Origin of the sequence: Marinobacter sp. (assembly GCF_052091845.1) — a bacterium.
GTDB lineage: Bacteria > Pseudomonadota > Gammaproteobacteria > Pseudomonadales > Oleiphilaceae > Marinobacter.
Genome location: NZ_JBQDCO010000051.1, coordinates 1 through 21,689, shown reverse-complemented (window position 1 = coordinate 21,689; position 21,689 = coordinate 1). Strand labels below are relative to the sequence as shown.

The 21,689-nt window shown below is 54.5% G+C and carries 20 protein-coding genes; 8 read left to right on the top strand and 12 right to left on the bottom strand.

Annotation, left to right across the window (positions count from 1 at the left end; genetic code table 11):
• Positions 1-184: 184 nt before the first annotated feature.
• Together ACTHYN_RS14080 and ACTHYN_RS14075 are read right to left on the bottom strand one after the other, a co-directional pair.
• On the bottom strand, positions 185-991 hold the full coding sequence (locus ACTHYN_RS14080; RefSeq protein ID WP_441813066.1) for a DUF2846 domain-containing protein: 807 nt from the start codon (positions 989-991) through the stop codon (positions 185-187).
• 229 nt (positions 992-1,220) lie between these two features.
• Complete coding sequence (locus ACTHYN_RS14075) at positions 1,221-2,183, bottom strand: hypothetical protein (RefSeq protein WP_441813064.1); 963 nt, start codon at positions 2,181-2,183, stop codon at positions 1,221-1,223.
• 150 nt (positions 2,184-2,333) lie between these two features.
• On the opposite strand from ACTHYN_RS14075, the gene purE reads away from it, so the two are divergent.
• The 6 genes from purE (at position 2,334) to ACTHYN_RS14045 (ending at position 9,514) form a co-directional block, all read left to right on the top strand.
• On the top strand, positions 2,334-2,828 hold the full coding sequence (gene purE / locus ACTHYN_RS14070; protein ID WP_441813063.1) for a 5-(carboxyamino)imidazole ribonucleotide mutase: 495 nt from the start codon (positions 2,334-2,336) through the stop codon (positions 2,826-2,828).
• Positions 2,825-3,949, top strand: a complete 1,125-nt coding sequence (locus ACTHYN_RS14065) for a 5-(carboxyamino)imidazole ribonucleotide synthase (protein WP_441813062.1) — start codon at positions 2,825-2,827, stop codon at positions 3,947-3,949. The genes purE and ACTHYN_RS14065 overlap by 4 nt, the downstream gene beginning before the upstream one ends.
• 90 nt (positions 3,950-4,039) lie before the next feature.
• Entirely contained in the window at positions 4,040-4,618 is a 579-nt protein-coding gene (sodB, locus tag ACTHYN_RS14060) for a superoxide dismutase [Fe] (protein ID WP_441813061.1), read from the top strand.
• A gap of 263 nt (positions 4,619-4,881) precedes the next feature.
• Entirely contained in the window at positions 4,882-6,942 is a 2,061-nt protein-coding gene (locus ACTHYN_RS14055; protein ID WP_441813060.1) for a putative bifunctional diguanylate cyclase/phosphodiesterase, read from the top strand.
• A gap of 23 nt (positions 6,943-6,965) precedes the next feature.
• Positions 6,966-7,553, top strand: a complete 588-nt coding sequence (locus ACTHYN_RS14050) for a LemA family protein (RefSeq protein WP_441813059.1) — start codon at positions 6,966-6,968, stop codon at positions 7,551-7,553.
• Positions 7,554-7,564: 11 nt separating this feature from the next.
• The gene (locus ACTHYN_RS14045; protein ID WP_441813058.1) at positions 7,565-9,514 is read left to right on the top strand and encodes a M48 family metallopeptidase; all 1,950 of its coding nucleotides are present in this window, start codon (positions 7,565-7,567) and stop codon (positions 9,512-9,514) included.
• Between the two features lie 13 nt (positions 9,515-9,527).
• Here ACTHYN_RS14045 and gspD read toward each other — a convergent pair whose 3' ends face one another.
• The 9 genes from gspD to ACTHYN_RS14000 all read right to left on the bottom strand — a co-directional run bounded on the left by gspD (position 9,528) and on the right by ACTHYN_RS14000 (position 18,469).
• Entirely contained in the window at positions 9,528-11,486 is a 1,959-nt protein-coding gene (gene gspD, locus ACTHYN_RS14040; protein ID WP_441813057.1) for a type II secretion system secretin GspD, read from the bottom strand.
• Between the two features lie 32 nt (positions 11,487-11,518).
• Positions 11,519-12,376: a type II secretion system protein N gene (locus tag ACTHYN_RS14035; RefSeq protein WP_441813056.1), complete on the bottom strand. Its 858-nt coding sequence runs from the start codon at positions 12,374-12,376 to the stop codon at positions 11,519-11,521.
• Positions 12,376-13,167, bottom strand: a complete 792-nt coding sequence (gene gspN, locus ACTHYN_RS14030) for a type II secretion system protein N (protein ID WP_441813055.1) — start codon at positions 13,165-13,167, stop codon at positions 12,376-12,378. The genes ACTHYN_RS14035 and gspN overlap by 1 nt, the downstream gene beginning before the upstream one ends.
• Before the next feature lie 175 nt (positions 13,168-13,342).
• Positions 13,343-15,004: a chaperonin GroEL gene (groL, locus tag ACTHYN_RS14025; protein ID WP_441813054.1), complete on the bottom strand. Its 1,662-nt coding sequence runs from the start codon at positions 15,002-15,004 to the stop codon at positions 13,343-13,345.
• Positions 15,005-15,082: 78 nt separating this feature from the next.
• Positions 15,083-15,370 (bottom strand): co-chaperone GroES, encoded by a 288-nt coding sequence (gene groES, locus ACTHYN_RS14020; protein ID WP_441813053.1) that lies wholly within the window; start codon positions 15,368-15,370, stop codon positions 15,083-15,085.
• 192 nt (positions 15,371-15,562) lie between these two features.
• Positions 15,563-16,090, bottom strand: a complete 528-nt coding sequence (locus ACTHYN_RS14015) for an FxsA family protein (protein WP_441813052.1) — start codon at positions 16,088-16,090, stop codon at positions 15,563-15,565.
• Positions 16,091-16,241: 151 nt separating this feature from the next.
• The gene (locus ACTHYN_RS14010) at positions 16,242-16,559 is read right to left on the bottom strand and encodes an MGMT family protein (protein WP_441813051.1); all 318 of its coding nucleotides are present in this window, start codon (positions 16,557-16,559) and stop codon (positions 16,242-16,244) included.
• Between the two features lie 5 nt (positions 16,560-16,564).
• Complete coding sequence (locus ACTHYN_RS14005) at positions 16,565-17,932, bottom strand: AmpG family muropeptide MFS transporter (RefSeq protein WP_441813065.1); 1,368 nt, start codon at positions 17,930-17,932, stop codon at positions 16,565-16,567.
• A 54-nt stretch (positions 17,933-17,986) separates the two neighbouring features.
• The gene (locus ACTHYN_RS14000) at positions 17,987-18,469 is read right to left on the bottom strand and encodes a YajQ family cyclic di-GMP-binding protein (RefSeq protein WP_441813050.1); all 483 of its coding nucleotides are present in this window, start codon (positions 18,467-18,469) and stop codon (positions 17,987-17,989) included.
• 116 nt (positions 18,470-18,585) lie between these two features.
• Between ACTHYN_RS14000 and ACTHYN_RS13995 the strand changes: the two genes are divergently transcribed.
• Positions 18,586-19,557 carry a response regulator gene (locus ACTHYN_RS13995; protein ID WP_441813049.1) on the top strand — a complete coding sequence of 324 codons (972 nt, stop codon included), beginning with the start codon at positions 18,586-18,588 and terminating at the stop codon, positions 19,555-19,557.
• A 316-nt stretch (positions 19,558-19,873) separates the two neighbouring features.
• Entirely contained in the window at positions 19,874-20,893 is a 1,020-nt protein-coding gene (locus ACTHYN_RS13990; RefSeq protein WP_441813048.1) for an AraC family transcriptional regulator, read from the top strand.
• 2 nt (positions 20,894-20,895) lie between these two features.
• Here ACTHYN_RS13990 and ACTHYN_RS13985 read toward each other — a convergent pair.
• Positions 20,896-21,689: argininosuccinate synthase (locus ACTHYN_RS13985; protein ID WP_441813047.1), on the bottom strand; the 794-nt coding region annotated here is incomplete at its 5' end.

Sequence of the window (21,689 nt, the reverse complement as noted above, 5' to 3'; positions counted from 1 at the left end):
ACCAGTGACCCTCGCCTTGTAAGGGCGATGCTCTCCCAGCTGAGCTAACCACCCACACTGGTACCTTTCAAAGGTAATCACTCAAAAGTGCCAACGCTGCCTGCAAACAGACCTCGTTGCTCAATCAAGTGAGATGCGCATTTTAAGCATTTGTTCGGCGGTGTCAAATCTTTTTCCAAAAACTCTAAAAGATCCACCAACCATCCGATTCTTCTGCCTCCTGGCGCTCCCGTTCCTGCTCCAACATCGCGTACTCCTGCTCCAGTTGCTCAATTTTCTGATCTGCCTCAAGAGGAACCGTAGGGCCACCACCAAAAGGCCAGTACCAGGCGGCAGACTGGTATCGCCCCTCCCGCTCAAGCTTTTCCAGTTCAACCTCGCGCTCCTCTTCAAGCTGCGCCAGGCGTCGCTCGTAGTCCGCATCCTCATTGGACTCCACAATGGAGACGGCCGCGTGATTAGGTGCCAGTAAATCACTGTTCAGGAAGCGAGTGGAAACAATCTCTTGCGCCTGCATGGCGTAATCCCGCGACACCACCTGCAGGTCACCCTGAGCAAGCGGGTGATCTGAATCCAGCGCTGGATTGGCCCGGGTTGGTTCAGTCAGTTCGTTGTATCTCAGGTAATAAATACGGCCAGGCTCAACGTTAAGTGTGGCATCTGCAATCAGGCTTAGGCTGAACGAATTTACCCCTTCAAGCCCAAGCAACGGCCGGCGCATAGCAATCTGGCGTTCGCCGGGGCTGACCACTAGCCAGGTAAAGCTGTCATTACGGATATTGAAATAATGGCGGTCATCGATATACACACTGGGCGCTTCAATCTCATCGGCAGCCCATTGGGAGTGGGTGCGATAAAAATACAGAACCGCATGCTCACGATCCCAGCTATCGTTATCAATGTGTACAAAATCATGGCCAGAAACCGGGTGCAGGAACGACCCTACGCTTTTACCGATAGACTGGTAAATTGTGCAGCCGGACACCGACATCAACGACGCAACCAACAGCACACAGTAACAGGACGAGCGCAACTTACGGGGCTCAAAAAAAGACATTGGGGTTTTCATTTTTGTTAACTCTTCATCCTTTGGTGAGTTACCTGATCATAGCAACTGCCACACCGTATAAATGAGAGCTAACGCAAGAGATGGATAACAAACCGTTACAATGCCGGGCGCCTGCCTCCTTGCGGCGCCACTAGAACAAATACCACACCGGCTACTGGCGCGACACCTGGCTGCGAAGCTGATTCACCTCTTCAGACAGGCGCACCAGGCGTGACGTAACCTGCGAGCGCGACGAATCAATAGCCTCAACATTTCGCTTCAATGTCGCCAGTTCGTTTTTAAGCCTGCTATCACCATCATTGGCAGACACCTTTTTCTCCAGAGCTGACAAGCGCCCTTCTATACCGCTGATCCCGAGCTTCTGCTCCTGTTCAAAACGACGCACCCGACGTTCAATCACCTGGTCCACATCGGCCAACTGCTTACCCAGTTTGGTCAATTGCTCCGCTGCCTGGCGATTCGCATCCTCCAAAGCAGCAATCGAGGTTTCCGTTTGCTTTGTCAACGAGGCCATATCCGATGCTAAAGACGTCCGAACCTTCTCAACCGTTGAGCTAACGTCTGCCAACGCCTTTTTACCCTCTGCAAGCCCTGACTCCAGTGCTGCAATCCGTTCCTGCTGATCATTCAAGCGCTTTTTATTGCGCTCATTGGCGACCGCCCAAAGCTTACGAATCTCGCTATCTGCTGCGTCAATTTGCTTCTTCTGGGCTTCAACCTGATCAGACAGCGACGCCCCACGCTCCTGCATGTTCTCCCCCGTTTCCGAAAGCTCCCCCTCAACCCGTGCCAACGCCAGCTTGCTCTGCCGCGCGCCGTAATCCGCCTCCTCCAACTCCCCCTCAAGCAGCTGAATCCGCTGATTCTGGGTATACCACCCCGCCGCCGAGGCCACGCCTACCACCACAACCAGTAACCACAAAACCGCCAAACCCGACCGGCTGCCGCCCCCATTACTGCTTTTGCCATCCTTGGCAGGCTGTGGTGGTCTGGACTGTCCACCCGCACCCTCTGCTGACGCCCTGGTTTTCCTTTGGGCCCGCGCCTGCTTCTCCGACGCACCAACTGGCCGTTCGGCTCTCAAATCATCGTCATCTGGACGGATGGGTTCCATTACTTCTCCTGAATGTGGACGGTTCAATTAACTGATTCTGATAATACATGCACTTGCGGAAGGGTTGAAATCACGGGCTCGCCTTCCTTGCATGGCAGATAGGCAAAACATACAATTGCGGGCTTTCCAATTATCACAGGACTGTTGCATATGCAGCCGCTTGCAGGTCTCGTCATGGGCTCCAAATCCGACTGGCCCACCATGGAACACACCGCCAATATGCTGGAAAAACTCGGTGTGCCCTATGAAACCAAAGTCGTTTCGGCCCACCGCACCCCTGATCTGCTTTTCAGCTACGCCAAAAGCGCCTCCGACCGCGGCCTGAAAGTGATCATTGCAGGTGCCGGCGGCGCTGCCCACCTACCGGGCATGATTGCATCACAGACATCATTGCCCGTACTGGGTGTACCGGTGCAGTCCAAAGCCCTGAACGGCCTCGACTCACTTCTCTCTATCGCTCAGATGCCAGGTGGAGTGGCCGTAGGCACGCTGGCAATTGGCAACGCCGGGGCCACAAATGCGGGTTTGCTGGCGGCACAAATCATTGGCACGTACGATGAGGGCGTCCGAAAAGCGATAGATGAGTTTCGGGCAACACAAACCCAAACAATCCTGGACAACCCGGATCCAAGAGAGCAAACATGAGAATTGGTGTATTAGGCGCTGGACAACTGGGAAGAATGCTCGCCCTCTCCGGATACCCACTCGCCAAGACCTTTGTTTTTTATGATATGTCAGGCAGCCCCAGTGCCGGGCTGGGCGAAGTTATCATTGACCGCGAAGGCAATTATCTGGACGACTTTCTGTCACGGGTAGATCGCGTAACCTACGAATTTGAACACCTCCCCGTAGAGGTGGCCGAAAAACTGGCCAAAGAAAAAACCGTTCACCCCAGCCCTCGTGCTCTGGAAATCTGCCAAAATCGCGAAGCCGAAAAAACGCTGTTCGGTGAACTCAGCATTCCAACGCCACAATGGAAAATGGCAGACAGCGCCGAATCCCTCAAAAAGGCGGCACAAAGCCTGGGCTGCCCGGTTGTGGCTAAATCCAACACCGAAGGTTACGACGGTAAAGGCCAGGCCGTACTCAAGAGCCCGGAAGATGCGGAAGCCGCCTGGAACTCCATTGGCCACCCACGGTTAATGGTAGAAAAGTTTGTAGAATTCAACCGTGAAGTGTCCATCATTGCAGTACGGGCTGAAGATGGCCAACTGGCGTTTTACCCCATCTCGGAAAATATTCACCACAACGGCATCCTGCGCTACTCCATTGCTCCGGCTCCCCGGCTGGACAAGCATCTTCAAGAAGATGCAGAGCAACACATCAAGGCGCTGCTTAACGAGCTGAATTACGTAGGTGTGCTTACGCTAGAGCTTTTTGAGACAGCCAACGGCCTGGTCGCAAACGAGATGGCACCGCGGGTACACAACTCGGGGCACTGGACGATTGAAGGCGCGATGACCAGCCAGTTTGAAAACCACATTCGGGCAGTAAGCGGCCACCCGCTGGGCAACGTTGAACCGCGGGGCTTAAGCTGCATGATTAATATCATTGCAGAGCATGGCGATGTTGAACGCCTGCTGGAACTCCCTTACGCTCATGTACACCTGTACAATAAAGGTGAGCGGCCCGGCCGCAAAATCGGCCATGTGAACATTCTGGCAGACAGCTATGCAGAACTGGTGTGGCGGGTAAGGAATTGCGCGCAATTTTTGCCCGGCAGCCCTGAGTTCCACAGCTCACTGGATGCCAGCAACACAGGCTGAATTGTCATACGGGGTTGATATCGCTCAAATCGCCCCTATATTAGAGCAGTGACAGTCAATTATAACCGAGAGAAACAGGGAGACGACCTCATGGCATTTGAACTTCCAGCACTACCCTACGAAAAGAACGCACTAGAGCCGCACATCTCGGCTGAAACCCTTGAGTACCATTACGGTAAGCACCACAACACTTACGTCACCAAGCTGAACGGCCTGGTTGAAGGTACTGACAACGCCAGCAAATCTCTTGAAGACATTATCAAGAGCGCCAGTGGCCCGCTGTTCAACAACGCAGCACAAGTGTGGAACCACACTTTCTACTGGAACTGCCTGAGCCCGAACGGCGGAGGCGAGCCAACAGGTGCAGCTAAAGATGCTATCGAAAAAGCCTTTGGCTCATTTGACAGCTTCAAAAAAGAGTTTAATGACAAAGCAGCCAACAACTTCGGTTCTGGCTGGACCTGGCTGGTCAAGAAAGCAGACGGCAGCGTTGCCATTGCCAACACCAGCAATGCTGAAACGCCGCTAACCGGTGCTGACAAGCCCGTGCTGACCGTTGATGTTTGGGAGCACGCGTATTACATCGATTACCGCAACTCCCGCCCGAACTACCTGGAAGCGTTCTGGAACCTGGTTAACTGGGATTTCGTGAACGAAAACCTGGCCTGATCAGGCAAACAGGTTTCCAGTTACAGCCGGCAACGGCTGAGTAAAAAATGCCCGCAGCCAGCGGGCATTTTTGTGTCACTACCCGCCAGGTTTACAAATAGAAACCCTAGCGTCCTGAAGTATTTGCGAAAATCGCCGATACTGAACGGTGTGCAGATTTATCCAAACCATAATCCGTGTTTTCGGCACGCGTATTATGTTCGTTCGCCAATGCTCACTTTTCGAAAAATGGTCGCCTGATAACAGGCTAAAGATGGGTATGAATGCAGAAATCTTTTGAGGTTAAAAACCGCCTCGATTATCGTATCCTGAAATGGATACTCACTGTCGCACTGGTCAGCGGTATAATAGTCAGTGCCATACAGGTAATAATCGATGCACAGCGCGTTTCCAGGGATCTGGACAACCAGGCCCGCCAGACTATTGCCATGGTCAAAGATTCAGCAACCCAGGCTGTATTCAGTATAGACAGAGACCTCGCAAACCAGGTGATCGATGGCTTGTTCGCCCGGGAGGCCGTGCACCTGGCCCGGATTCTCCACACCAATGGTGAACCCCTGAGTACCCGGGAGCGCCCTTTAACAGACGGCCCCTACCGCACACCGATCAGCTGGATTTTCGGTACCGAACGTCAGTTTCGTGCCGAACTGAAACGCCACGGCGATCCGGACACCGTGTACGGTTACTTCGACGTTCATTATGACACCGCACCGGCTGGCCGCATGTGGCTGGGTCGAGCCATCATTACCTTCACCTCCGTCATTGCAATAGCCATCATTCTTGGCATGGTGCTGTGCTTCGTTTTCTACATGCTCCTGACCCGACCTCTGTTGCGCATTGTGCACTCGGTGAAAGAGGTGGACCCAGCCCACCCGGACGACCGCCTGATTGCCACGCCAACCGGCCATGAGCAAGACGAACTCGGGCACTGGGTTAACGCTACCAACACCCTGCTTGTCAGTATTGGCGAAAGCCAAAAACGCTACCGCGAAGCTGAAGACAGGATAAGCCGTCTTGCCCGCTACGATCAGCTTACCGGGCTGCTCAGCCGAGACAGTTTTATGGAGCGGCTGGACGCAGACATTCAAAACTCAAAACGCAACAACACGTTATTATCCGTAATCGTCTGCGGCATTGATGACTTTAAGTCCATCAACGATCAATGTGGCTTTCGTACCGGCGACCTGACTCTTCAAGCCGTGGCAGATCGGCTTGTTGATAACCTGAACGGCTCGCGCTTTACCATTGCCCGGCTTGGAGGGGACCAGTTTGTTATCGTAGAAAAAGGGCTAAAAGATGGCTTTCAGGCGGCAGATACCGCTGAGGCTATTCTTGCAGAGGTCACCAGCCCCATGGGTGTGGAAGGTCAGAACATCTCCATCACGGCCACCCTGGGCATTGCCTTGTACCCTTCCGATGCCATTCAGCCAGATCGACTGCTTCAAAGTGCCGAGCAAACCATGTTGCTGGCAAAGCAAAAAGGCCGCGACCACTTCCAGTTTTACGTGGCAAGCATTGACCAGGAAATTCGCGATCGCAAACAGCTTGAAAAGGATCTTTCCCAGGCTCTGGCCTTGAACCAGTTCCATCTGGTTTATCAGCCCCAGATAGATCTTCAAACCAAGCGGGTGATTGGTGCAGAGGCACTGCTGCGTTGGGAGCACCCTGTGCGCGGGCTGGTGCCGCCTGACTATTTTATCCCCATTGCAGAGAGCGATGGGTCCATCGTTGAGATTGGTCAATGGGTGCTTGAACAGGCCTGCCTGCAAGCCAGGCTGTGGGCAGAAAAAGGCTTGCCCCTGCGCATCGCTGTTAATCTGTCAGCCGTGCAGTTACGCCAGGATCGCATTGTTGATGACATTCTGGATACCCTGAAGCGCCACAATATACCCGCAGGCCGGCTGGAACTGGAAATCACAGAAACCAGTTTTATGACAAACCTGTCAGATGCTGTTGCCAAATTGCACACCCTGAACCGTGCCGGTATAAGTCTTGCCGTGGATGATTTTGGTACTGGCTATTCTTCCCTCACCTACCTCAAAAAAATGCCAGTACAACACCTGAAGATCGACAAGCAGTTTATACGGGATTTGCTGATTAACGAAGAAGACACCCGCATCACAAATACCATTATTGATCTCGGCAGAAGCCTGAATATGACGGTGATTGCAGAGGGTGTAGAAACAGCAGAGCAAGAGTACTACCTCAGCCAGCGCGGCTGTAAACTGGCACAAGGATATTTCTTCAGCAAGCCGGTACGACCTTTGGAGTTTGAGGCGTTTGCTGAAAAATTCCGTCAGAAACTATTAGAAAGTAACGCCTGATTCACCACCTGTGAGGATTTGCCGTGGGAACTACCCTTATTGGCCTGATTGTTATTGCTGTTGCGGTATTCTATCTGGTTTTTATCTACAACCGCCTGGTGTCGCTACGCAACCAGTTTAAAAACGGCTTTGCCCAGATTGACGTTCAGCTTCAGCGCCGACACGACCTTATCCCCAACCTGGTGGAATCTGCCAAGGCCTATCTTGAGCACGAGAAATCGACACTGACTCAGGTAATGGATGCCAGAAACAGCGCCGTAAGTGCCCAAAAGGATGCCGCCAAAGACCCGGGCGACGGCACCAGAATTCAACGCCTTGGTGGCGCCGAGAACCTGCTCACCAAAGCCCTGGCCAACTTTTATGCCGTAGCCGAGAACTACCCGGATTTGAAAGCAAACGAAACCATCCAGCAACTGATGGAAGAGCTTTCAAGTACAGAAAACCGGGTGTCCTTTGCTCGCCAGGCGTACAACGATGGCGTAATGAACTACAACACCTTCCGCGAGCAGTTCCCGAACAACGTACTCGCAGGCATGTTTGCATTCAAAGAAACGTCGCAACTGGAACTTGAGTCTCCTGAGGCCAGACACGCGCCCAAAGTGGCCTTTTAAGGCCCTGAAACATGGCTCATTCCGGTTTTTTCCAGCGCCAGGCCAGTGCTCGGCGCAATACCAGCCTTCTGGTGCTTCTATTCCTAACCGCGGTCGTGCTGATTACCCTCGCTGTGTGCCTGGTGGGGTATCTGGTCACCCGCAGTGAAGCCTCGGCCCAACCTTTTCATTACTGGTTGCTCTCCAGCCATGGGCTAATCACCGCCACCGCCGTGGTGGCACTTATAGGCATGGGTTCGCTGATACGCTGGGTAGATCTTGCCGGCGGCGGCAGCCGTGTTGCAAAAATGGTGGGTGCCCGGCCTGTTGATCCAGACACCCGCGACAGCCACGAACGCACACTGCGCAATATTGTAGAAGAAATGGCCATAGCCAGCGGTGTGCCCGTGCCAGAGCTCTACATCATGGATAACGAAACCGGTATCAATGCCTTTGTGGCAGGATACACGCCCGGCTCTGCCGTGATGGTAGTGACCCATGGTGCGATCACCCAGCTAACCCGGGATGAACTTCAAGGAGTGGTAGGTCACGAGTTCAGCCATATTTTCAACGGCGACATGCGCTTGAACGTGCGACTTATCGCCCTGCTTTCAGGCATTTTGATGATCGGCCAGATTGGCGGCTTTCTTCTGCGCTCATCTTTTTACAGTGCTGGACGAACAACCGCCCGCAACCGTGATGGCCGGGCCCAGGCGGCCATGGGCATTCTGGGTGTAGCGCTGTTTGTAATCGGCTACGTGGGCGTTTTTTTCGGCCGCCTGATTCAGGCCGCCGTATCACGCCAGCGAGAAACTCTGGCCGATGCCTCGTCGGTACAATTTACCCGCAATCCGGACGGTATTGGCGGAGCCTTGTTCAAAATCGGGTTGAAAGGCAGCTATCTGGACACCACCGGCCATGCCAACGACATGAACCACATGTGTTTTGGCGAAGCCGCACGTATGAAGTTCAGCTCGCTGCTCGCCTCCCACCCGCCGATCGAACAACGCATTAACGCCATCCAGCCAGGGCTTGTGGCCCGCCTGAAAAGCCGCCTTAGGGATACCGAGACAGGCGCGGTTCTGCGCACAGCCGCAGGCGAGGGCCGGCCTTCAGCCGTATCGGGTTTTGCCAGCGGCGCTGTAGCCAAACCAGTACCTGAAACCGTTATCGCCCAAAAACTATCGACACGGGTCGGCACCACCAGCCCCGAGGGGGAAGGGTTTGCGATCAAGCTATTACAACGCCTGCCATCAACCTTTCGGGGCCTGCTGTACACCCGGGCGGGGGCTATTCAACTTTGCTATGCCCTACTCATCAGCGACTTGACCAAACAGCAGCAAGCAAAATGCCTCAAACTACTACCCGACCACTCGCTATTCGGTGCCCAAACTGACCTGCTCGGCAAACTTCTACCGGCGCTGGAGTCGATTGGCGAAGCGGTTCGCTTTCCGGCACTGGAACTGGCCATGCCTGCTTTGCGCAAGCTAGACCCGGACGAGCGCGCAGAACTGCGTCAAAATGTGAGAATGCTGGTAAATGCGGATAACCGGGTTACCCTGTTTGAACTGGCGCTTACCAGCTTTCTCTCCCGCCACCTGGGAGCAGATGCAGAAAGAGCCGTACCCGTGCGCTACCGCAGCTACAAAGCCGTTATGCCGGCACTGCAAAGGCTGTTAAGCCTACTGGCAAGAGCGGGTGCCACTAATGGGCAAGAAGCAGAAGGCGTGTACCATGAAGCCATCGCAGGCTTCGCCAACACCGGCAACCGCCACCAGCCAATACTGGCAAAGGTCACCATGCGGCAATTACAGGAAGCATTGAAAGCGCTGAACGGGCTTTCACCGCTGCTAAAACCCGCGGTTATAGACGCCTGCGGGCACTGCATTACTTACGATGGCAGGATCGAGCCGAAAGAATACGAGCTCATGAGACTGGTGGCAGACCAGCTGGATTGCCCAATGCCGCCCATGGTGGTGTGAACAGGAAACCGGCTTAATGAGCCAGCTCCCCTTCTTGTGGGTTAAATAGCACATCCACGCCCGGGTCGGCTTCCAGTCCCTTTATGCCCAACTTTTCCCGAACATCCAGGTTCACTTTCCAAAGCTTTTTGAACTTCTCTGATGTGGCAGCAACCGCGTCGGCCTTGCCCAGCATAATCTTGGGCCGCAAAAACACCAGCAAATTGCGCTTAACCCGGCGTTCGGATTCAGACGAGAAAAGCCGACCAAGATAGGGAATATCGCCCAGCAGTGGAACCTTGCTCTTGTTTACCATGTAGTCATCGCGGGTAAGACCGCCCAGCACAATGGTTTCGCCATCATCCGCCAACACGGTTGTTTTGATTTCACGCTTGTTGGTCACAATATCCGATGCATCTTCAATGCTATCAGCCACACTCTCGGTAGTCTGCTCCACAACCAGCCTCACCAGGCCATCTGCACTGATAGTTGGCGTAACCTTCAGGGTAAGGCCAATATCGCGGCGCTCAATCGTGGTAAACGGGTTGGTGGTGCCATCGCCTGTTACAGTGGACTGCCCGGTGCGGAACGGCACGTTCTGGCCAACTATAATTTCCGATTCCTGGTTGTCCAGGGTTATAAGACTGGGCGTGGATAACAGATTGGCGGCTGCCGACGTAGAAAGCGCCTGCAACAGAATGCCCCAGCTCACGCCATTTTCGTTTCTCTGCCCAGCACCTACCGTAACGCCGCCAACCGCCGGGGCTATGGCAGACTCTGTCAGTATCGCGCTAAGCACATCGCCCAGGCTCTTACCCACATTGCCAAAGTTTGTTCCCATCACAGGCGTAGAGTTGCCGGATTCATCTCCCACTGCCACCTGCACGCCAAGATCCTGGCCCAGCTCATCACTGATTTCTACAATCGCGGCCTCAATCATCACCTGAGCGCGGCGCACATCCAGTGCCGACACAATTTCTTCTGCCTCCTGCATCAGCGAAGGCTCCCCCCGAACCACAAGCGCGTTCAAACCCTCATCGGCGAACACCGTAAAGTTACTCTGGGGCCTGCCGGTGCTGTTGTTACCACCCGCCGCGCTACCATTGCCTTCCCTGCCCCGCTCACCCATGACGCCGTTCAACAACTCGGTAAGTTTTTTGGCATCCGCATGTTTGAGACGGATAACCTTGGTGGCTCCACCACTGGCCGATGGCTGGTCTAACTGCACGATCAGCCCGCGCATTTTACTGCGAAAGGATTCATCGCCCCGAAGGATCAACCGATTGCTGCGCTCATCCGCAGTGACACTGTATTTCCTGGCGCCTTTGTCGTTGCCGCCCCGGCCGAGTTCGTCCGGAGCCAGTTCTTGCAGCAACGTGACCATATCGCCTACCCAGGCTTCCTTGAGTTTGATCACCTCCACTTCGTATTTGGAAGGGCTGTCCAACTCCCGCACAATCTGCTCCATGCGCTCGATGTTGGAAGAATGGTCGCTGATAATCAGTGCGTTGGCGGCAGCTACCCCCGCAAGATGGCCGTATTTTGCAACAAGAGGCCGCAAAATAGGCACCAACTCCAGGGCGTTTGCGTTATCAATCTGGATAACCCGGGTTATAAGCTGCTCGGAGGGAATACTGGGGAACCTGCCAAGCACTTCAGCGGATTGTTTTGCATCCACCTGCTGCACCACCTTGATAACTTCTTCGCCCGGTATGGCGGTAAAGCCATGCACGTTCAGCACCGCAAGAAACAGGTCGTATATCTCGTCCTTGTTCATGGGGGCGCTGGAAAGCACCGTCACCTTCCCCTTTACCCGGGGATCCACCACAAAACTGTAGCCGGTAATGTCGGCCACCTGAGTAACAAAGGCGCGTATATCCGCATCCTTAAGGTTCAACCGCCAGGTTTCATCCTGGCCATAGGCTGTCGACATCAAAGGAAGAAGAATAAGTAGAGCGAGGGCCCGCAAAAAATTTGTTTTGTGGTTATACATCTGGCGATATCGTCCTGTATCTATGAACCCTGTCAGCGCCACTGCTCAGGTATGGCATAACTAATCGTGAGGAAAGACCCGTCACGCTCGATTTCTATGTTCAAACTGTCCTGGCCGCGCCAGCTTTCAAGCAGCGACCTATCCTGCTCCACATCCCCCAAACGCTGCCCGTTGATAGCGGTAATAATGTCTCCGGACTTCAGGTTCACGGCATTCAGCATAGCGTTCGAGCCGTCATATACGTAACCCGACGTTCCACTGCTGTCCACAGGGCTAAGGCCATAAGGCGTCAGTGCGGCGGCTCCTGCGCTGTCTATTTGTTGCCGGGCATTATCAAGAAACGCTTCCGGCGATAAGTCTGCAGGCTGCGGGGCTGTCTCTGCAACCATTGTGGCGACATCATCCTCTTCAAACGTCAAGGATTCGTAGCGCCCCCCACGGCGAATAAGAATCCGCCCCGGCTCCACCTCTGCCAGCTCAGCGTTGCCGGGCAGGACATCGCCCACACGATACCAGGCGGTTTCACCATTGCTGCCAGCCACTATAGCACCCGAGGCTTCCGGGCGCTGGCCTACCGACACACCTTCAAGCCGGAGCCTTAACCCGGTTTCAGGGGCGGAACGCTTAACAGCCTCGGCCACTTCACCCGGGGTCTCTGGTCGGCCAAAAAACTCATAATTAGCCAAGGCGTAATTGCCGGAAGCGCCCAAATCCCGAGCACCGGCTGAACCATCCGCCGGCGCAACCGCAACCGGTTTATCTTGCCAGGCAAAAAGCCAGGTGAGGTTCGCCAGAGCCACACCCAGGTACAACACCAGCCAAACGAGCAAAAGGTTGGCGATGAGTGTCGCTATCCTGCGCTGGGTTTCCTGTGCCGGCATCCTGGGCATCAGCGCGCTCCCGGCAACAGCGGCTGCCGCACACGGAACACAACATCGTCAGGGCTTGCGGAGTCTGGCCAGGGTTGGTCAGCCAAATCAATCATCCGCTTGTATACCCGCAACTCCATCATGCCATTCCAGAGAATATTGGCATCCGCAGCCGGGCCGCTGCCCGCCTGCTCGGCAATAACCAACGCCAAGCCGCCGTCTGTTGTATCCAGATTAGCCTTCATGGGCGGAAAATCTGCCCGCCCGGTCTGATCACCCATGGGCCAGCTCACCCGGCCACCCGCCCAACGGGCAAGACCGTCAGCACGAGCAATGCGTTCGTCAGCCCATTCCAGTGTCAGATGATCAATACTCACATCGCCTTCGATCATCGCGCCACCACTGCGGCGAATCAATTCTTCAAATTCTGCAACGGCAATCTTGCCACGAGCATTTACCCGCGCATTTTCAGGCCAACCAAGAACTATATCCCCCGAAACCGACGACTGCCGGGAGCTCACCGACACCTTGACTGGCTGCTCCAACGTCGTTATTGATGGCCAACCCAGTTGCCACTGAACACGTACCGGAAAACCCGCGATCACCACACCAGCGGCACCGTCCCAAACCCTGCCAGCCACCTGCCGCACTTGTACCTGGGGCGGCAAGGACACATAAGCAGACGCCTGGTGCCAAACCCAGCCAGCGGGAACAAACACAACGAGCGCGCCGAAATAAACAAACAGCCCGAGTAACACAAGCAAAAACAGCTTGCCGGGGCGAAGAAAAGATTTTGGTTCAGCAGCGCTCATTCGGTTACACACAGACAGTTGACCGGTTGCCGAGTTTAGCAAACGCCAAAGCCAAGTTCAGGAGAAAAAACAAAAAACCCCGCGCCAGTGTGAACCAGCGCGGGGTTTTTAAAGGCAGATCAGGCCACGCCACAATTTTTGAGACGTGGTCGGAATCAGCAGGCTACGGCCGGCATTACATCATGCCGCCCATACCTCCCATTCCACCCATTCCGCCCATGCCACCCATATCAGGCATGCCGCCGCCAGCAGCTTCGTCCTGCGGCTCGTCTGCAATCATCGCCTCGGTGGTAATGATCAGAGAAGCAATGGACGCTGCAGCCTGCAGTGCAGAGCGGGTTACCTTGGCCGGGTCGAGAATACCCATGGCCAGCATATCGCCATACTCTTCAGTGGTAGCGTTGTAGCCGAAAGAGCCTTCGCCGTCACGCACCTTGGCAACCACAACAGACGACTCACCACCGGCGTTGTAAACGATCTGGCGCAGGGGCGCTTCCATGGCACGGCGCAGGATATTCACACCGGCTTTTTGCTCTTCATTAATGGCATCCACCTTGTCCAGCGCCGCAATCGCGCGGATCAGGGTAACACCGCCACCCGGTACAATGCCCTCTTCCACGGCAGCACGGGTAGAGTGCAGAGCGTCTTCAACGCGGGCCTTTTTCTCTTTCATTTCCACTTCGGAACCCGCGCCTACCTTGATTACGGCAACACCGCCGGCCAACTTGGCAACACGCTCCTGAAGCTTCTCTTTGTCGTAGTCAGAGGAGCTGTCTTCGATCTGCTTGCGAATCTGCTCAACGCGCGCTTCGATATCACCCTGTGCACCCACGCCATCAATAATGGTGGTGTTTTCCTTGGTGATGTTGACACGCTTGGCGGTGCCCAGATCGTCCAGAGTGGTGTTCTCCAGGCTCAGGCCCACTTCTTCGGAAATCACAGTGCCGCCGGACAGAATGGCGATATCCTGCAGCATTTCCTTACGACGGTCACCAAAGCCCGGGGCTTTAACCGCAGCTACTTTAACGATACCGCGCATGTTGTTCACAACCAGCGTAGCCAGCGCTTCGCCTTCGATGTCTTCAGCGATGATCATCAGCGGCTTGCCAGCTTTGGCAACAGCTTCCAGCGTGGGCAGAAGCTCACGAATATTGGAGATCTTCTTGTCCACCAGCAGGATGTACGGATCATCCAACTCAGCGGTCATGCTGTCCTGATTGTTGATGAAGTACGGAGACAGGAAGCCGCGATCAAACTGCATGCCTTCTACAACGTCCAGTTCATCGTCCAGGCCACGGCCTTCTTCAACGGTGATAACACCTTCTTTACCCACTTTTTCCATGGCGTCAGCAATCAGCTTGCCAATGGTTTCGTCGCCGTTGGCAGAAATGGTACCTACCTGGGCGATGTTGCGGTTATCGTCACAGGGCTTGGCCATTTCACGAATCGCCTTTACAGCTTCCGCCGTTGCCTTGTCGATGCCGCGCTTCAGATCCATCGGGTTCATGCCGGCAGTAACCGCCTTCACGCCCTCATTAACGATAGACTGGGCCAGTACGGTAGCGGTAGTGGTACCGTCACCTGCCGTATCGTTGGCCTGGGAAGCAACTTCCTTCACCATCTGGGCGCCCATGTTTTCGAACTTGTCTTTCAGTTCGATTTCCTTGGCAACCGATACACCATCTTTCGTGATGGATGGAGCGCCAAAAGACTTCTCCAGAACCACGTTACGGCCTTTGGGGCCCAGTGTTACTCTTACTGCGTCCGCCAGGATGTTGACACCTGAAACCGTGCGCTTGCGGGCGCTATCACCGAATATGACTTCTTTTGCTGACATGTTCTCTAGTCCTGTTCGTTAAACCGAATTTGTGGAATCAATCGGGTTAATGACTGTTCGTGCGAATAGCTTACGCAATCACTCAAGCACGCCGTAAATATCGCTTTCGCTCATGATAAGCAGCTCTTCACCGTCGATTTTTACGGTGTTGCCGGCGTACTGGCCAAATACCACAGTGTCACCCGTTTTAATGGCCAAAGCGCGAGTTTCGCCATTTTCCAGAACGCGACCGTTGCCCACAGCAACAACCTCACCCTGAGACGGCTTCTCTTTAGCGTTACCTGGCAGCACGATGCCACCTGAGGTTTTCTCTTCTTCTTCCTTGCGGCGTACTACGACACGATCGTGTAGCGGACGAATCTTCATTGCTCGGCTTCTCCAATTAGTCAGATTAATGTGGCAATGACTTTGCTGTTGGGAGTCGATTTGCTTATGCAACCCGACAAAATTGCCCGGCCTCTAACCCACTGTTTTCCAGCTGATATCAGCCTGCGGCGAACTTGTGAATCCTATGTGGGGCTGGCACAGGGGTTTTCAACGCCCACCCGGATAATTTTTTCATTTTTTATCAAGGCGGTCGTGATTGGTTTTGGTCTCGTCTCGATACTCCCCTTCAATAATGTCGCCGTCGCCATCCCGATCAAACGGGCGCTGCTGGCCAAAGGGACTGTCACGATGATCAAAAGGGCCCTGCCCGCCACCGGCCCGAAAATAAAAGCCACCGCTCTTGCTTGAAGCCACCATACGCTTCAAGGCCAGGGTCGATAGCCAGTATCGGGTAAAAGGAATAAGGCAAAGAAAACCCACGGTATCGGTAATAAACCCTGGGGTAATCAAAAGCACACCGCCCACCGCCAGAATCAGCCCTTCAGCCACTTCCTTAGCGGGCAGTTCGCCGCTGTTCAAACGCTGATTCGCTCTTAACAGCGTTGCCATACCTTGCTGGCGAAGCAGCCAGGCACCAATAACCGCCGTTAGCAGCACAAAACCAATGGTATTCACCACACCGATCATGCCACCCACCTGAATAAGCACCGCCATTTCGGCAATCGGCATGATAATAAACACAAACAATAATATAGACATCAGGCTCTCGCATTTGGGGTTTGGGCATTTCAAGGCCTGGCATACTGGCAGCCTTCCCAATAAACCTTCTCTATCAATTAGGGCAAAACATAAAACTTCAAGATTTTGTGCAGAAGATTAACCGACGGACTCAGGACTGGGAATAGTATGCTTATTGCCAACGAAACAACCGCATAGCCACCTTACCATTAACCACTTCAACCCCTTCCGCTTGCAATGAGCCAACCTGCTCGCGGTAAATATCGGAGCCTTCCGGGAAGGCGATCTGGCCGTTGCTACGGATCACCCGGTACCAGGGCACGGCGTGGCCTTTCGGCAGCTTGCCCAGGGCGCGACCTATGTAGCGGGCCTGGCGGCCAAGACCGGCCATTTCGGCTACCTGGCCATAGCTTGCCACCTTGCCCGGAGGAATAGCGAGCACCACCTGCCAGATTTTTTGGTCTTTACCCGGTTCTTCTGACTGCGCCATCACGTCTACCCGCTTGCTGTTTGTGCGCTGTCTTCGCCACCGCCCGTGTGGTCAGGTGCCAGCGAATCCAGCCTGCTGCCCTGGCGAATCATAAACCAGGCCAGAAGAATGGCAGGTACACCCATCACGCCCGCCACAAGGAAAAACTCGGCATAGCCAAAACCCGACACAACCATGCCGGAGAAACCGCCTAAAAACTTACCGGGCAGCGTCATCAAAGAGCTGAACAGCGCATATTGCGTGGCGGTAAACGAGGCACTGGTCATGCTGGACAGCCAGGCAATCAACGCCACATTGGCAATGCCGCCGCTGAGATTGTCGGCGCTTACAACAACGGCAAGAGTCGCCAGATTTGGCGGATACTGGGCCAGCACAACAAACAGGAGATTTGTGGCCGCAGTCAAAATAGCGCCTGCCAGCAAAACTTTCCTGGTGCCATAGCGCACGACCAACACACCACCGGCCAGGGAACCGGCAATGGTCATGAAGAACCCGAAAATCTTGGTTACATCCGCCACCTGGGTTTTACTGAAGCCCATAAAATCCAGATAAAACGGATTAGCCATAACCCCCATCGCAATGTCAGAAATACGATACACCGCCACCATCAGCAATATCGCGATGGACAACTCTTTGTACCGGTGAAAAAAGTCCAGAAAAGGCCCGGCAATGGCCGCATAAAACCAGCCGGCAAAGCGCGCCAGCCGAGGATTGAGATGCGTGCGCTTGGCGGCTTCCTGCTCGATTCTTTGGGCAATGTCCTGAGCCGCCGCAAAATGATTCACAGCCGGCTCCCGCACAACCAGAACCGTCAGCGCGCCCACGCCCACCAGAGCCGCCATCACTTCATAGGACACCTGCCAGGACCAGAACTCGGCCAAATACAAAGCTCCTGCCCCGGCTACCAGCAAAGCCAGCCGATAACCGAAAATATAGGTGGCTGCCAAGGCCGCCTGCAATCGTTCTTCGGCGATCTCGATGCGATAAGCATCAATAGCCACATCCTGGGTGGCAGACGAAAACGCCACCAGCAGCCCGCACAATGCCATGGCCTGGGGCACAGCCGTCGCATCTACCTGGGCCATCAGGTACAGACCGGTGGCAATGCCGGCTTGCGCCAGCAATATCCAGCTTCGGCGTTTGCCCAGCAGCCTGTCCAGTAACGGCAACTTCAAACGATCCACCACCGGCGCCCAGAACACCTTGATGGAATAGGTAATGCCCAGCCAACTGAAAAAGCCTATGGTTGCGGTTTCGACACCCACATCGGCCAGGCGCGCGTTCAGTGTAGAAAACACCAGCAAAAATGGCAGCCCCGCCGAAAAGCCGAGAAACAACAGGGCAATGACTTGCCAGCGAGTGTAGGTGTGCAGCGTATCCCGGATCAGGGCCAGGCGGGTGCCGGTTGAAATAGTGAAGCCTCCGAATCAATCGCGGAAATTGTTGAACTGCAAAGGTATTTCCAGATCGGCCTCACGCAGCAGGGCCATGGTGGCCTGCAGATCGTCCCGTTTCTTGCCGTTTACCCGAACCTTGTCGCCCTGAATGCTTGCCTGCACTTTCAGCTTGGCATCCTTGATCATCTTCACAATTTTCTTTGCCATATCCGTTTCAATGCCCTGCTTCAGCAGCAGGTGCTGTTTAACCAGCTTACCGGCTTTGCTTTCACCCTCTTCCTGCAGAGCGCGGGCATCTATTTTGCGCTTGGCGAACGCCATCCGCAGCATGTCCATAAGTTGCTCAAGCTGGAATTCCTGGGGCGCGCTGATGGTAAGGCCTTTTTCATCCTGCTCAATATCGGCCTCTACGTTCTTGAAATCCCAGCGATTTCCGAGATCCCGCCTGGCCTGATCCACCGCGTTGGTGACTTCGTGCATGTCGATTTCAGAAACAATGTCAAAAGATGGCATGATCGTTATTCTCCAGGAGCTGTAGCGAGTATACTCGGTGCTTCAAAATAAGGGCCAAGCATACCAAGCCCGGGAATTCCCCGCATCTGACAAAGGACTGGTAACAGTAGATAACAATGCCAAATCTAGACCTCCCCATCCTTGTGGTAGACGACGCGAAATTCAGCAGTATGGTGGTTGGCCGAACCCTGCGAAATGCCGGATATCGCGACGTACGTATCGCCAATGACGCCCCGTCAGCGCTCCAACTGATAGAGCAGCGCCCGGTGAGCGTGTTGATAGCAGACTGGCTGATGCCCGAAATGGATGGCCTGCAACTGGCGGATCAGGTGCGACAGCAGGATGAGCAAAACAACCACTACACCTATGTCATCCTGCTAACAGCCAGGGAAAGTGTAGAAGCACTGGCGGAAGCCTTCGACCGGGGCGTGGACGATTTTATCTACAAATCCGATATGACCAAACAACTGATCCCCAGAATCTTTGCTGCAGATCGCATGGCAGACCGGCAAAACACGCTGTTACGCGCCAACGCCCTGCTCATCGACAACAACCGGGAGCTGGAATCCAGCAACATAATCGATCTGGAAACCGGGCTGTGTAACAACCGCTATGGCCGCGACCGTCTCACCAAAATGCTGCGCCATGCCGAATCCCGGGGCGGCACATCGGCCTACGTATTATGCGGCATTCGCAACTGGCAAGAATTGAAACGCAAACACCCACCCACGGTTATGACTGAATTGGCGGTGGGCATTGCCCGCAGGCTAAGCACGCTGATTCGCCCCATTGATGTGCTGTGCCGTGTCGGCGACAACCAATTCGCACTCATTGCCTATTTTCCCAACAGCGATCACTGCACAACCACTGCCTTTCGGCGGGTGTTCGATGGCATTAACCACAAAGCGCTGAAAACCACGGCCGGGTATATTTCGGTAGAAGCCGGCATGGTGCTCTGCAAGGCCGACGCCCAGAATGGCACGCCTTCTGTTAAGGATATGGAACGAGCCGCCGTACACGGCCTGCTAGATGCCTACGAAACCCGACGGTTTACTGAAACCGCCCCGGAGATCGGCGCCAGCGCCTAAGGCAAAAACAATCCGTAACACTGCGACACACATCACACACAGACATGGCAAAGCGAAAGCCCTATTCTGAAATTGTGGATTTAAGCAGTATCCACCCATGGCGGAGGAGCCGTGTTGTACCTCCGCCGCTATATGGGAAATCCACCGAATTAACGGATTTTCAGGCATTTTCGTTGTTCCTTCTTTAGGCCGGCTGTTTAGCTGGCCTTTTTGTTTTGCCCCCACGCAAACTCTTCGTTTAAAGTCGTTCGGCACAACTTCCGTTATACTTTCCACTATACTGCGGGTATAACACCTAAAAACCTGTGCTGTCATCATGAAAAACCTTGGAACCGCCTCCATAGCCGCGTTTCGCCAATACGTTCGCGCCGCCGAATCCGCAGGTGCCGACACCACCGCCCTGTTTACCAAAGCCGGCCTGGACCCCACTATTCTCGATTCCGACGACGGCCGCATAAACGGCGAGCAGTTCCAGCGCTTCATCCTCTTACTCTGCGAACGCACCCACAACCCGACCCTCGGCCTCGAAACCGGCGACTTCGTACAGCCAGGCTCCTACAGCGTGCTGGGCTATATCACAATGAGCTGTGCCACCCTGGGCGAAGCCATCGCCAGAATCGCACCCTTCGAAAAACTGGTGGGCGATATGGGAACAACCGAGCTTGCCATGTCGCAGGGCTGCATCAAACTCACCTGGCACTGCAACTACAACCACCCCACAGTGCGACCACAAGTGGTTGATAACGTATTCGCCTCCTGGATAACCTACGCCCGCTGGCTGGCAGACGATACAACCGCCTCTCCCACCCGCGTATACCTCAAAAGAGAATTACCCGGCCCTGAACTGGAGCAAGCCTACCGGCAGCGCTGGAACTGCCCCGTACACTTCGGTGCAGATAAAGACACCATCACACTGAAACAGGAACTACTAAACACCCGCCTGCGCCAGCCAGACCCATTGCTGCGCAAAACCCTCGAGGCCCACGCCCTCACCCAACTGGCTTCACTTGATACAGATACAGACCTGATTTCACAGGTTAAGCACAGTATTCAGCAGCAATTGATGCACGGCATTACCCGGCAAGACATGGTGGCGGAAACGTTAGGAATAACCAGCCGAACGCTACAGCGAAAACTGAGCCAGGAAGGGGTTTCGTATCAAAAGCTACTGGATGACGTTCGCCAGAAAATGGCCGAAGATTATTTGCTGAACAGCGACCTGGGAATTCCGGATATCGCGCTAAGGCTGGGGTACAGTGAAACAACCTCGTTTCACCGGAAGTTTAAAGCGGTAGCAGGAAAGACGCCCGGAGAATTCCGGGCGTCTCGAGAATAAGCTTAAAGCTTACGACCTTTACCCGCAGCAATACGCAGGCGCAGGGCATTCAGCTTGATAAAGCCTTCTGCATCTTTCTGATCGTAGGCGCCTTCGTCTTCTTCAAACGTGGCAATCTTCTCATCGAACAGGGAGTCTTCTGATTTACGGCCGACCACATCTACGTTGCCCTTGTAGAGCTTCAGGCGAACCACGCCATTCACGTATCCCTGGGTCTGGTCAATCAGCGCCTGCAGAGCCTCACGCTCAGGCGACCACCAATAGCCGTTGTAGATCACCTCGGCGTAGCGCGGCATGATACTGTCTTTCAGGTGCGCCACTTCACGGTCCAGAGTAATGGATTCGATGGCACGGTGGCCGCGCAGCATAATGGTGCCGCCCGGTGTTTCGTAGCAGCCGCGGGACTTCATGCCCACGTAGCGGTTCTCAACAATGTCCAAACGACCAATGCCGTTAGCGCCACCCACCTTGTTCAGGTATTCCAGCACTTCGTGAGCCTTCATCTCCTGACCATCAATGGCAACAATATCGCCCTTGCTGTAAGTAAGCTCAATGTACGTGGGCGTATCTGGTGCGGCCTCCGGAGACACACTCCAGCGCCACATTTCTTCCTCGGCTTCCGCCCAGGGATCTTCCAGATTCATGCCTTCGTAGGAAATATGCAGAAGGTTGGCATCCATGGAGTAAGGGCTCTTTCCCTTCTTCATCTCCACCGGAATATCGCGCTCAGCACAGTACGCCAGCAGCTTTTCACGGGAGTTCAGATCCCACTCACGCCAAGGCGCAATAACCTGCA

Excerpts from the sequence above, each read along its gene's own strand:
- ACTHYN_RS14080 (WP_441813066.1), bottom strand. The coding sequence starts at position 991 with ATGTCGGTGTCCGGCTGCACAATTTACCAGTCTATCGGTAAAAGCGTA.
- ACTHYN_RS14075 (WP_441813064.1), bottom strand. The coding sequence starts at position 2,183 with ATGGAACCCATCCGTCCAGATGACGATGATTTGAGAGCCGAACGGCCA.
- purE (WP_441813063.1), top strand. The coding sequence starts at position 2,334 with ATGCAGCCGCTTGCAGGTCTCGTCATGGGCTCCAAATCCGACTGGCCC.
- ACTHYN_RS14065 (WP_441813062.1), top strand. The coding sequence starts at position 2,825 with ATGAGAATTGGTGTATTAGGCGCTGGACAACTGGGAAGAATGCTCGCC.
- sodB (WP_441813061.1), top strand. The coding sequence starts at position 4,040 with ATGGCATTTGAACTTCCAGCACTACCCTACGAAAAGAACGCACTAGAG.
- ACTHYN_RS14055 (WP_441813060.1), top strand. The coding sequence starts at position 4,882 with ATGCAGAAATCTTTTGAGGTTAAAAACCGCCTCGATTATCGTATCCTG.
- ACTHYN_RS14045 (WP_441813058.1), top strand. The coding sequence starts at position 7,565 with ATGGCTCATTCCGGTTTTTTCCAGCGCCAGGCCAGTGCTCGGCGCAAT.
- gspD (WP_441813057.1), bottom strand. The coding sequence starts at position 11,486 with ATGTATAACCACAAAACAAATTTTTTGCGGGCCCTCGCTCTACTTATT.
- ACTHYN_RS14035 (WP_441813056.1), bottom strand. The coding sequence starts at position 12,376 with ATGCCCAGGATGCCGGCACAGGAAACCCAGCGCAGGATAGCGACACTC.
- gspN (WP_441813055.1), bottom strand. The coding sequence starts at position 13,167 with ATGAGCGCTGCTGAACCAAAATCTTTTCTTCGCCCCGGCAAGCTGTTT.
- groL (WP_441813054.1), bottom strand. The coding sequence starts at position 15,004 with ATGTCAGCAAAAGAAGTCATATTCGGTGATAGCGCCCGCAAGCGCACG.
- groES (WP_441813053.1), bottom strand. The coding sequence starts at position 15,370 with ATGAAGATTCGTCCGCTACACGATCGTGTCGTAGTACGCCGCAAGGAA.
- ACTHYN_RS14015 (WP_441813052.1), bottom strand. The coding sequence starts at position 16,090 with ATGTCTATATTATTGTTTGTGTTTATTATCATGCCGATTGCCGAAATG.
- ACTHYN_RS14010 (WP_441813051.1), bottom strand. The coding sequence starts at position 16,559 with ATGGCGCAGTCAGAAGAACCGGGTAAAGACCAAAAAATCTGGCAGGTG.
- ACTHYN_RS14000 (WP_441813050.1), bottom strand. The coding sequence starts at position 18,469 with ATGCCATCTTTTGACATTGTTTCTGAAATCGACATGCACGAAGTCACC.
- ACTHYN_RS13995 (WP_441813049.1), top strand. The coding sequence starts at position 18,586 with ATGCCAAATCTAGACCTCCCCATCCTTGTGGTAGACGACGCGAAATTC.
- ACTHYN_RS13990 (WP_441813048.1), top strand. The coding sequence starts at position 19,874 with ATGAAAAACCTTGGAACCGCCTCCATAGCCGCGTTTCGCCAATACGTT.